Below are 12,146 nucleotides of genomic sequence, written 5' to 3' on the forward strand. Positions count from 1 at the left end.
GCTCCCCGACCCAGACGACGTCTGGATATTCAAACCCTGAACAATTGTACCGCGTTCAGTACTTTGTCCGGCACTTGTGCGCTGCAGGGATTCAAACGTTCGGGTGGTCAATTTGCGCCTCATGCCCTCACCTCCGCCCGAAGCCACTCAGGCAGCCACGGCTGCTGCGCCGCCAGCAACTCCCGCGACATTGCGCGGATGTCACGCAGGTCCAGCACACTTGCGGTCAGTGGATCCAGGGCCATGGCCGCTGTCAGTGCGGGCGGGTCGCGGGCAACCACAGCGTCGACGACTGCCGTTTGCAGGGCAATACCAGTGAGGTTCAGGCCGGCACAGGCGCCCGGCAGCCGACCCATCGTTGCAGGATGCACGCCCCGGGCGTCCACGCGGGCCGGCACCTCCACGCACGCCTCTGCCGGCAGGTTCGTAATCCAGCCGTCGTTGCTGACATTCACGTAGACGTCGGCCGGCTCGCTTCCCTCCAGCGCCGCGATGATCGGCATTCCCCATTCGCCCGACGCCTGCAGGCCGCGGCTGAGCCGATCGGCGCTGAGGGCAACGAGAGTGTCCACCTGTCCGGCCACCGTTTCTGCACTGCGCAGGTAATCCCAGCGACGTGGCAGGTGCGTTTTGACTGTCTGCGCTGAGCGGCGGAAGTAAGGCACGTACTCGGAGGCATGGTGACTCGATTCGCTCGTGAAGTACCCGAAAGTTTCCATCATCTCTGCACGAACCCGCTCCTGGCCGCCGGCGTAGGTAGCGTCACCTTCGGTCCAGCCGGTGGTGGCGTCATAGTCGGGCAGGAAGCGCTCACGCAGCGCAGTGCGCAGAGCGCTCTGCTGGTCCACGCCGCCGGCCTCCACGCTCAGGAACCATGCCTGGTGGTTGATGCCGGCGGCACGGTAGGACAATACCCCCGGGCCGAGCCCAAGCAGTCCCGAGATTACGGCCGCCGTACCCGGGATGCTGTGGCACAGCCCCAGGGCCCGCAGTCCCAGCCGTGACAGGTAGAGGGTATTCATGGCCATGGGGTTGGTGTAGTTGATGACCAGCGCGTCAGGACAGAGCTCAAGCAGATCCTGCGCCAGCGCCTCGAAGACGGGGCTGCTGCGCACGAAGCGCATCACCCCGCCCGGGTTGAGGGTGTCGCCGGCGACGCAGTCCACTCCATAGCGCCGTGGGATGTCGAGGTCCGTGCGGTACGCTTCCAGCCCACCGACCTGAAAGGTCAGCAGCACATAGCTTGCCCCCTGAAGCGCTGCGCGGCGGTCGTGTGTGACCACCAGGTCCAGAGGCCGCGCGTGGGCGTCGGCCACCTGGCGAACGGCCCGGGCAGTCCGGTTGGCGCGCGCCACGTCAGGGTCGTGCAGCACGAGCGTGGCCCCCTCCAGAGTCGGCTGGGTCAGCAGGTCCGCCGCGAGCGTCAGGGGAAAGGTCACGCCGCCCGCACCCACGATCACGATCCGCGTCACGGGTCGCGCTGTCCCCGCCAGCGCTTGGAATACCACAGCGGATTGGAGGGATCGTGCCGCTCTCCGCGTACGGCGCTCGACAGCCGGTCCACGTCCCCTTTGGGTATGCGGTCCATACCGGCAAGCCCATTCATTTCCTGGTAGGTGTCGGTCAGCTGCGTGTAGCAGTAGCCGTGGATGCCCTTGTCCAGGATCGCGCGGTCTGCAGCGGCCAGCAGGCTTTCGACACGCTCGGTAAAGGTCATGGTGTCGCGGACAACACCGTACCCCCAGCCGTCCTCCCCGACCGGCACCCAGGAGGTGCCCCCGAACTCGCTGAGAATCACGGGCCGGTCGCCGGGCGTAAACCCTGCCAGGCCCTGCTCCCGGCCGCCGGGCCACAGGCGCCAGATGTTCTCCTCGATGGCCTGCCGGTTACCGTAACGAAACAGAAGAGTCTCGGAGTCCTGGACATAGTCGTGCAGGGTGTACACGTCACTGACCACCTGTTCCCAGCCGTCGCTGCCGCTGACCAGCCGGGTGCTGTCGAGGGTTCGGGTCAGGGCATACAACGCCCGTTGGGCCTGCTGTTGCGCCGCTTCCCTGGGAATGTCCGGCAGGCCCCACGACTCGTTGAACGGGACCCACACCACCACGCTGGGATGCGAGGCGTACAACCGCAGGACCTCCATCCAAGTCTGGGTCAGGCGCTCGATGCTGGTGGGCGTGAACGCGTAGGCACTGGGCAGGTCGACCCACAGCGCGAGTCCCAGCCGGTCACACCAGTACACGAAGCGGGGATCTTCAATCTTCTGGTGAAGACGCAGGCCGTTGAAGCCCAGCCGGCGGGCCAGCAGCACGTCCTCGCGGTACCGCCGGTCATCGCCGGTCATGCCGGTGTCTTCCCAGTAGCCCTGGTGCATGGCCATGCGCAGAGGGTGTGGAATGCTGTTCAGCAGGAACCGCCGCCCCCGGGCTTCGACCGAACGTAGCGCGGCGTAGCCTTCCGGCTGGTCAAGAACTTCGCCGCCGACACTGAGGGTCACACGGGTGTCGAGCAATTTGGGGTGGTCCGGCATCCACAGCAGCTGATTGCGGGCGTCGTCCACACCGGGGTCGGGCAGCCTCAGCGGCACCGTCATGTGCTGACCGATGACCAGCGTGTCACTGTCGGCCAGCACCTGCTCACCGTCCCATAGTTCGATCCGCACCCGGGTGCCGGGCAGCGGGGCGTGGGCCAGTGAGACCAGGGCTGTCAATTCAAACCGGGTAAGGTCCGGGGTCCAGCGCAGAGCAGCCACGTGCTGTCGGTGGACCTTTTCCAGCCACACGGTGCGCCAGATGCCGCTGGTGGGCGGGTACCAGATGGCGTGCGGTTCGCGCCAGTCCTGCTTCCCTCGCGGCATGGCCATGTCACTGTGATCGTCCACCGCGCGTACGCACACTTCGAACGAGCCGTCCCTGGCGGCGCGAGTCACGTCGACCGTAAAGGGGGTGTAGCCGCCCTCGTGCCGCGAGGCAAACGCGCCGTTGACATACACCTCGGCCGACCAGTCCACCGCACCGAAATGCAGCAGCAGGCGCTCGTGCCTTGCCGGAACCTCGTCCGGCGTGGGGTCCACCCGGGTGCGGTACCACAGCGTGGTCGGCGCTGGGTCCACCACCTGCGGGAGACCGCTGGCCCGCGTCTGAGGCGCGTACGGAACCTGGATCTGCCCGGTAAACGTCACGTCCTCAGGGTCCTCAGCAGGATCAGGAGCGAAGTCCCACCAGCCGTCCAGTGACCGCCAGGCCCGGCGCAGATGAGGGCGCGGATGGGTGGCCACGGCGTCGTCTACGGCTTTATCAAGCGTCAGCACGGCTCTAGTCATCAGCTTCCTCCAGGAAGTTCACCTTCAGCGCCTGGCCATCTGCGGCGAGGCGCAGGCTCAGCACCTGCTGCGGCCTGAGTTCCACGTCAATGGCGTGGCCGCGCACAAGCAGCTGGCCCTGGGCCGCCTTTCCACCCCATTCGTGCAGGCGGACGATGATGTCCTCGCTGTCTTCGGCCTGCTTGAGCGCGCTGACCTGTACGGTCGGCAGGTCTTGCAGATGCAGGTCGGAGTGTGAGGCGGGCCAGGAGCCGGCATGCACGTACTCCCTGGTGAAGACTGCCGGCTGGTTGAGCACAGCCGCCTGCTCGGGCATGTGAGCAGCGCGCCAGTCACCGGTGTGAGGCACCAGGGCCCATCGGCTGCGCTGGGCGCCCTGATCCAGGTGCGCATACGCCACCGCCGGCTCCAGGGTTGCGGGATCATGGTGCGCATAGACCGGGCTCCGCGCCAGAGTCAGGCGCAGCTCACCGCCCAGCACACTGGCCGAATATTTGCTGTCGTTGAGTAGCGCCAGCCCAGCCGGGTGCGGCGCGCCACGTCCGTCACGGGCCAGGCCGCTGACGTCCGTCCAGGACTGCACCGGTTCCTCCTCGCCGTCGGCGGGCCGCGTCACGAAACCGTACGGGACCTCGTAGGTGGCTGTCACCTCGCTGAGGGCCGCGGGGAATACCAGCTGTGCGGCGTGGTGCGGCTCGTGCCAGTCGAGGCTGAGCTGACCGTGAATCTCGGCAGACCCGGCGTACAGCGTGAAGTCCTGCACGGCGGTCGAGCGGCCGAAGCGGGTCGTGGCCCGCACGGTGGCCCGAACCTCTCCGAGTTCCAGCACCTCCAGAGTGGCGTTCCCAAACACGCCGACCAGCTGCCGGAAACCCCGGACGCCGTGACCCCAGGTATCGGTGTCGTCGCGGACCACCTGCAGCTGAGCGCCGGTTCCGGCCAGCAGATCCAGACCTCTGGCTTTGTCCACCAGTCGGATCAGCCCGCCGGTGTGCGGGTCAAGATGAAGCGCCCAGAAGGCATTTTCCAGCAGGGTCGTCGTGGCGCTCAGCAGGGGGGGGTTGGTCTGTTCGGGCGCTGGTTCGTCCAGCACCCGGTACATCCGGTAGCCGAAGGCCGGCAGCTGCGCGCGGAACACGAAGCGGGGACGGCCCTGCCCGTTGACGCTCTCGGCGCGCAGGCGCTGATACGGCACGTCCTGGCCCGCGTCGTCAATCAGGCGCAGGTTGCTGGTGTGCCAGTCATTCAGCTCGATCTCGACCGCTTCGTCACGTTCCCGGCTGTCCGGGTTGAACACCAGGACAGGCACTCCATCGCCGTAGTCTGTGACCCAGCTGCCGCCGTTCCAATGGACGCTGCGGATCACCTCATCCACCTCCCGGCCGTCCAGGCGGGTATCAACCTGATCCGCAACCGCCTGGGTGGCCGCGAAGGTCACCCGGCTGGCGATGCTCAGCACCTCCCCAAGCTGCTGGTGTGCATCCTCGAAGGAACTCTGCAGGGAGCTCCCGGCCAGAATGTCGTGAAACTGATTGAACAGCAGCCCCTTCCACGCGTGAGTAAGGGCCTCGGCTGGGTAAGGGTAGCCGGCAGGACCCGCCATTACGGCAAGTTTCTCGGCGCGCATCAGGGCGTGCTCGGCGCGTCGGTTGAGGCGTTTGATATCGCTGACCGCGGCGTAACAGCCCCGGGCGTGGTGCTGGAGTTCCCCGGTGTATTCCGGCGCGCTTTCCCCCCGCACGGTCTCGAAAAAACCGCTCAGAGAATTCATCTGCAGGGTAGGCCAGGCCGGGTCAGCGGCCAGTTCGCGCAGGTTGGCGATGGCTTTGCGGGTTGGGCCCCCCCCGTGGTTCCCGACCCCGAACAGACCCAGCCAGTTAGTGAGCTGGGAGGGACGCCAGGCCAGGTTGCGCTCCAGGCTGGTGTAAATCTGGTTGGGGCTGCTGTTGTAGCATTCCAGGCGGGCGCTGAGCACGCGGCTGCCGTCGGCCCCCACCCAGGTAAACAGGTTGGCAGGCAGATCAAGTTCGCCGGCACTGGGCCGCATAAACACGAAGGAGTCAAGGCCCGACTGCCGGAGCAGCTGCGGCAGAGTGCCGGGGTGCCCGAACGAGTCTGGCAGGAAGCCGACGCGGGCGCGCTTGCCCAGCAGGCGCTCGAAGGTGCGCTGGCCGATCAGCGCCTGACGTGCCAGCGCCTCGCCATGCGCGAGGTTGACATCAGGCTCCACCCACCAGCCTCCCACCGGTTCCCATTGGCCACGCTGCACGGCGTCCCTGACCTCGGCCAGCAGCTGCGGGTGTGCCTCCATCCAGGCGTACTGAGCGGCGCTGGAATGCACGAAGACCATATCCGGGTTTTCCTTCAGCCGGTCCAGGGCGCTGCGGAAGGTGGCTTTGACCGTTTCGTGGCCTTCACGCCAGTCCCAGAGCCATACCGGGTCGATGTGGGCGTGGCCGATCAAGTGGAAGGTAAGCGCCTTACTGCGGGGATTGATCATCGTGCCTCCAAGCGTACAGGGTTATTTCAAAATTTTAAGGAATAGGGTAGGGTGTCCCTGAACACACGACAAGAGGTGACCATGCACACGATGACTGACCCCAGGCAAGTGAGTGCCGAACGCGTCGAACACGGCCTCCACATCCACAGCCCGACCTACCGGCTGAGCCTGGACGATGCCCGTCCCTTCGCACGACTGTCCCGCCCGGACGGCCAGCTGTTCAGCGAACTGTTCCTGGCGCCCAGCCTGCATACCACTCACGGCCTCGACCGCACGGCCCGTCTGCACCCGCCGGCCATCAGCCAGGAGGACGGCGCCGTGACGCTGCGCTTCCTGCTTGAAGGTGGCATCTGGCAGCACAAAACGCTGGTGCTCCGCTGCGACGCGCACGGTATCGACAGCCATGTCGAGGTCCAGGGCGAAGGTGAACTCACCGACGTGCATCTCTTCGGCGGCCATTACAACGGCCAGCAACGGTGGGGAAGCGGGTTTTTCCAGAGCGGAGCGCACTTCAGCTCCGTGTTCAACCCCGAGCCGTATCAGCGTGAGCAGCGGACCATTCCCGCTGAGCAGTCCACCGCGATTGACGTGATGGGCACCAGTCTGCCGGGCAAGGCCCACTGGTTTTTTACTCCTGCACCGTTGGTGTACGTCTTTCATCAGGCCGGGATCGAGCGCAGAGGCGCACTCGGCGCCGATCAGGGCGGTGCGCCTGAATACGAAGGGGAAGCGAAGGTCACCACGACCGCCGCGGCCGGGTGGCTGGCCGCATCCATCGTTGCCCCGGTCGAGGAAATGAACTTCACGGGCTTCCATTACGATGCGCAGGAGTCGGCGTTCTCATTGAGGCTGGCCTATGAAGGCCAAACCCGCGTTCAGGGACAGTTCCGCACGCCAACCCTGCGCCTGGCCTTTGCGGATGGACCGTATGACGCCATCGCGCACAACAGCGCACGGCACGCTGCACTCGGCTATGCGCAGCTTGATCCGGGCGCTCAGCCCGGCTGGTGGAGTACGCCCATCCAGTGCGGTTGGGGCGCCCAGTGCCACCTCGTGCGCGAGCGCGGCGGCCGGGCGCCGGACCACTGCACCCAGGAGAACTATGATGGCTTCCTGGCTGCCCTGGAGGCCCATGACCTGCACCCGGGCATTCTGGTGCTGGACGACAAATGGAGCGCGAGCTACGGCCAGTGTGAGGTCGACCGCGCCAAGTGGCCTGACCTGGAAGGCTGGATCGCTCGAGCTCACGCCCGGGATCAGCGGGTGCTGCTGTGGTGGAAAGCCTGGGACCCCGAGGGCCTTCCCCCCGAAGCCTGCGTGCTCAACGACCTGGGCGAGCCGGTCACGGCCGACCCTACCAGCCCCGCCTACGAGGCGGTCCTACGTGCGGCTGTGCGCCGCATGCTCCTTGAGTACGGCGCAGACGGCTTCAAGGTGGACTTCAGTGCCCGCACCCCCAGCGGCCCCGGCCTGAAGCGCAGCGGGGGCGCCTGGGGAATTCACCTGCTGCACCGGTTGCTGTGGATTCTGCGGGACGAGGCCAAACGCTGCAAGGCCGACGCGCTGATTATGACCCACACGCCTCACCCGGTCTTTGCCAGCGTTACCGACATGATCCGGCTCAACGACGTGAATACCGGTCAGGACGTTCCCGAGCAGATGATCCACCGCGCCCGCGTCACCCGGGCCGCGCTGCCGCACCACGCCGTTGATACCGACAACTGGCCGATGCCGAGCCGCGCTGCGTGGCGCGAGTACACCCGCCTCCAGCCGCAATTGGGCATTCCCAGCCTGTATTTCGTGACGCACGTCGACAGTGACCAGCAGCCCCTCACCGACGAGGACTATGACCTGGTGCGCGAGACCTGGGCAGCGTGGTCCACCCGGAGCGCTCAGTGACGACCGTTCCGCGTCCCGTCACCGTGCACGTGTACCATCACACCCACTGGGACCGGGAATGGTGGAGCACCCGTGAGCGCTTCCGGTTCCGGCTGGTGCATACCGTCGATGCGATTCTCGATGCTTTGGCCGCCGGGCCGGACCTGGCCTCGTTCGTCCTCGACGGGCAGACCCTGGTCCTGAAGGACTACCTGCAGGTCCGGCCCGGTCGTCGGGACGAACTGATTCGCCAGATCCGGGACGGGCGTCTATTCGTCGGCCCCTGGCACATCCTGCCCGACGAGTTTCTGGTCAGCGGAGAAGCCACCCTGCGCAATCTGTGGCTTGGCGAGCGAACCGCCCGTGACCTGGGCGTGGAAGTCAGCCGCGTCGGCTACCTGCCCGACCAGTTTGGGCACATTGCGCAGATGCCCCAGTTGCTCCGTGGATTTGGCATCGACAGTGCCGTGGTCTGGCGGGGGTTCGGCGGCCCTCCGATGGGCGTCGAGGCCGGCGCAGCCGAGGTCGGGCTCAACCGGTACCTGTACCCGCGGGCCCGTGACAACCGGTTTCCCCCACACATACACAGCGAATTCTGGTGGGAGGCGCCCGACGGAACCCGCGTGCTGGGGGTGTTCCTGCCCCTGGAGTACTACCAGAGCCACTACAAGGTCTTTCCTGACGACGCCGCACTGACCGAGGACCAGACCATCGGGCGGGCCCGCCGGACCAGCGCGTACCTGCGCAGCTACGCCGTGACGGACGTGCTTCTGGAGCCGATGGGCGGGGATCACCTGCCGGTCGATCCCCGGCTGCCCGGGCTGCTTCGGGAGCTCAACGGCGCCCTGGCCGACGAGGGGGTCACCTACCGCATCAGTACGCTTGACGCCTTTGTGCAGGAGGTCCAGGCTCAGCAGGACCGGGTACAGGTGGTCTGGCAGGGTGAAGGCCGCGCGTTCGGGCGCAAGGCGCACCTGCTGCCCGGCGTGCTCAGTGCCCGGCTGTACCTCAAGCAGCGCAACGCCCGCGCCCAGACGGCGCTCGAACGGTACGCCGAGCCCCTGCAGGCCCTGCACTGGCTGCTGGGTGAACAGTACGAGGCCGACTACCTGTGGACCGCCTGGGAGCGCCTGATCGAGAATCACCCGCACGACAGCATCTGTGGTTGTTCGATCGACCAGGTGCACCGCGAGATGATCACCCGTTTCGACGAGGCGCAGCAGATGGCCGACCTGCTGGCCGAGGATGCCCACGGGTCCATTGCCACGCGGGTGGACCCGGCCTTTGCCGAGGGCGGCGAGGTGGTCACGGTCTTCAACCCGCTCAACTGGCCGCGCACCGACGAAGTTCGCGTGCTGATGAATCCTCACCTGAACATCACTCCGCTTCACTGGATGCTGATTGATCATCTGGGTCAGGAGTGCCCCTTCCAGATCCGCACGGTGGGCAGCGACGTCGAAAAGACCGAAGCCTTCTCCTGGCTGAGCCTGAGTCCTGGCCGCACGCACGATGCCAATGAATTCATAGAGGTGACGTTTGTTGCCCAGGACGTGCCCGGCCTGGGCTACCGGTCGTATGCCCTGCGCCGCCGCAAGCAGCCGCTGGGCTCAGCGCTGGTGCGGCCCTATCAGGTGCTGGGCGATGTGGCCCTGAATAAGGGTGCCCTTGCCGTCAGCACGCTGGCCGTAGGACCCGGAACGCTTGAGAACGAGTTCCTGCGCGTCACGGTCAACCCGGACAACGGCAGCCTCGACCTGCTCGACAAGTCCACCGGGCACTCTTACACCGGCCTGAACAGCTTCGACAACGGCGGCGACAACGGAGACACCTACAATTACGCCTGGCCGCTGGGTGATCAGGTGTTTCACACCGGGCAGGTTCAGGCGCATCTGTCCTGGGTGGAGGTCGGCCCGGCCCGCGCCACCCTGCGCGTCACATGGTGCTGGACGCTGCCCGAGGGCCTGAGCGAGGACCGCCAGAGCCGCAGCACCCGCCATGTACCGTTTGTGCTGCACAGCGACGTCACCCTTCTTCCCGGCGTGCGCCGGGTGGACATCCGCACGCATTTCGACAACACGGCGCGCGACCACCGGCTGCGCGCCCGCTTCCCCCTGGGCGCACCGGTCACGGTATCCAGCGCCGAAACGCAGTTCGGCGTCGTGGACCGCCCGGTAACGCTGCCCGCAGATCAGCGCGGTAGCAGTGAACCGGCCGTGCATGAGCACCCCCAGTTGAACTTTGCCAGCCTCAGCGACGGCACGCGTGGACTGACCGTGCTGAACCGCGGCCTGCCGGAATTCAGCGCCGCCGAGGACGGTATCCTGTCACTGACCGTGCTGCGCGCCGTGGGCTGGCTGTCTCGTGAGGACTTCCTGACCCGGGTGGGCGGCGCTGGACCAACCACTCCCACGCCCGAAGCGCAGATGCTGGGGCCAGTGACGGCCGAGTACAGCCTGGTGCCGCACGCCGGCACCTGGGCCGAAGCAGACACCTGGCGCGACGCGCACAGCTTCAACGCCCCACTGCACGCTGCCACGCAGACCAGTCAGATCGTGCCGTTGCGCAACCGCCACCGCGACCGGCCCGCCACGCTGCCGCCAGCGCGCAGCTTCATCGAGGTCACCGGACGCGTTCTGGTCACCGCGGTGAAACGCGCCGAGGACCGTAACGCGCTGATTGTCCGCTTCGTCAACCAGACCCCCGACCCACAGGTTGCACGCGTCCGCGTGGCGGTCGGCATGACGGGTGCCCGGCGTGCGAACCTGCGCGAACACCCCCAGGAAGACATAGACGTGACCGACGGCATGGTGGAGCTCACCGTTCGTCCCTGGGAAATCGTAACCCTCGAACTTGACGTGGCAATGGAGACTCACGCATGAAAACCCTGGCCCTGATCCATACCACCCCCGTGACCGTGAGCGCCATGAAGGCCCTGGCCGCTGAGCGCGCGCCGGGAGTACGCATCATCAACCTTCTCGACGATAGCCTGCTTCCGGACGTGATGCAGGCCGGGCAGCCCACCACGGACGTGACCGGCCGCCTGCGCGCCTACGCGAATGCCGCCGTGAATGCCGGTGCGGACGTGGTGATGTGCTGCTGCTCGTCGGTCGGCGGGGCAGTCGATGACCTCCGGGCCGAGCTGCCGGTCCCGTTCCTCCGCATAGACGAACCTATGGCCAGACAGGCCGTGCAGCTGGGCGAGCGGGTTGGCGTCATTGCCACCGTCGGTTCCACGCTGGAACCTACCGCCCGCCTGATCGAGCGCGCGGCAGCGGACGCGGGCAAAGCCGCCGAGGTCGAGCGGGTGCTGGTCGAAGGTGCCTACGACGCCCTGATGGCCGGGCAGCCGGAGCAGCACGACGCTCTGGTCAGCGCTGCATTGCAGGGGCTCGCACAGCGTACCGACGTGGTGGTTCTTGCGCAGGCCAGCATGGCGCGCCTGATTCCCGGACTCGGCGAGACCCGCACGCCCATCCTGAGCAGCCCGGACAGCGGGCTGACACGTGCCCTGGAGGCCCTGCAATGAAACTTCCTCATGCCCTGACCCTGGCCGAAATGCTGCCCGCCGCTCAACGGGACGGATACGCCGTAGCGGCGTTCAGCGCTCGCTACCGCGCCTGTGTCCGGCCTGTGCTGCAGGCCGCCGTGGACCTGCGCAGCCCGGTCATTATCGAGATCAGCCAGCGTGAACTTGGCTGGTTCGGGTTAACGCCCCGCGACTTCCGGGACGCCGTAGAGCAGGCGGCCTTTGACCTGGGGTCCGACGTTCCGCTGTGCCTGCATCTCGATCACAGCTGGGAGGATGACGTCATCAGGGCCGCCATCGAGGCAGGATTTACCAGCGTCATGATCGACGCGAGCGCCCAGCCGTTCGAGGACAACGTCCGCCAGACACGGGAAATCGTGACCTACGCTCACGAGCGCGGGGTCAGTGTCGAAGCGGAGCTCGGCCGGCTCACCACCACCGACAAACTGGAAACCGAAGGGGACGAGGCGCTCTACACCGTGCCGGAAGAAGCCGCCGAGTTCGTCGAGCGCACCGGCTGCGACGTCCTGGCCGTCTCCATCGGGACCGCGCACGGCGTCTATCCGGTCACGAATCCGAAAATCGACTTCGACCGCCTGGCCGCGATCCGCCGCCTGCTTCCAGAGACCCTGCTGGTCCTGCACGGGGGCAGCGGCCTGCCGGCCGAGACAGTGCACCGGGCCATCGAGCTGCCCGGCGGCGGCATCAGCAAGATGAACATCGCCACCGACCTGGAAAACGCTCTGCTGGCTGCCATGGGTGGCCTCGGGCGCATGACCAGTGCCGAGCTCGACGCTCAGGACCCGGCGCTGCTGGCACGCGGGCTGAGCGCGGTGAACGCCGAGGCCCGTGACAAGATCCTCAACTTTGTGCGTTCTGCGGGGCGCGCCGATTCCCTGACACCCCACCTCTCCTGACCC

At 66.7% G+C, this 12,146-nt stretch carries 7 protein-coding genes; 4 read left to right on the top strand and 3 right to left on the bottom strand.

Features of this window, described 5'->3' with window-relative positions; all coding sequences use genetic code 11:
* Window positions 1–119: 119 nt before the first annotated feature.
* Genes IEY49_RS15870 through IEY49_RS15880 form a run of 3 tightly spaced genes read right to left on the bottom strand, consistent with a single transcriptional unit; the run spans window position 120 to window position 5,822 of the window.
* Window positions 120–1,472, bottom strand: a complete 1,353-nt coding sequence (locus IEY49_RS15870; RefSeq protein WP_189010541.1) for a family 4 glycosyl hydrolase — start codon at window positions 1,470–1,472, stop codon at window positions 120–122.
* Complete coding sequence (locus IEY49_RS15875) at window positions 1,469–3,322, bottom strand: glycoside hydrolase family 2 protein (protein ID WP_189010543.1); 1,854 nt, start codon at window positions 3,320–3,322, stop codon at window positions 1,469–1,471. Before IEY49_RS15875 ends, IEY49_RS15870 begins: the two co-directional genes overlap by 4 nt.
* Complete coding sequence (locus tag IEY49_RS15880; protein ID WP_189010545.1) at window positions 3,315–5,822, bottom strand: alpha-mannosidase; 2,508 nt, start codon at window positions 5,820–5,822, stop codon at window positions 3,315–3,317. Before IEY49_RS15880 ends, IEY49_RS15875 begins: the two co-directional genes overlap by 8 nt.
* Window positions 5,823–5,912: 90 nt before the next feature.
* On the opposite strand from IEY49_RS15880, the gene IEY49_RS15885 reads away from it, so the two are divergent.
* From IEY49_RS15885 to IEY49_RS15900, 4 genes are read left to right on the top strand one after another with little or no spacing between them, the layout of a single operon-like run.
* Window positions 5,913–7,721, top strand: a complete 1,809-nt coding sequence (locus IEY49_RS15885; protein WP_189010546.1) for an alpha-galactosidase — start codon at window positions 5,913–5,915, stop codon at window positions 7,719–7,721.
* The gene (locus IEY49_RS15890) at window positions 7,718–10,579 is read left to right on the top strand and encodes an alpha-mannosidase (RefSeq protein WP_189010548.1); all 2,862 of its coding nucleotides are present in this window, start codon (window positions 7,718–7,720) and stop codon (window positions 10,577–10,579) included. The genes IEY49_RS15885 and IEY49_RS15890 overlap by 4 nt, the downstream gene beginning before the upstream one ends.
* A complete protein-coding gene (locus IEY49_RS15895; RefSeq protein ID WP_189010550.1) occupies window positions 10,576–11,226 on the top strand; it encodes an aspartate/glutamate racemase family protein in 651 nt (216 codons plus the stop codon). Before IEY49_RS15890 ends, IEY49_RS15895 begins: the two co-directional genes overlap by 4 nt.
* Window positions 11,223–12,143: a class II fructose-bisphosphate aldolase gene (locus IEY49_RS15900; protein ID WP_189010552.1), complete on the top strand. Its 921-nt coding sequence runs from the start codon at window positions 11,223–11,225 to the stop codon at window positions 12,141–12,143. The genes IEY49_RS15895 and IEY49_RS15900 overlap by 4 nt, the downstream gene beginning before the upstream one ends.
* Window positions 12,144–12,146: the final 3 nt, after the last annotated feature.

It is taken from the genome of Deinococcus malanensis (assembly GCF_014647655.1).
Classification (GTDB): Bacteria; Deinococcota; Deinococci; order Deinococcales; family Deinococcaceae; genus Deinococcus; species Deinococcus malanensis.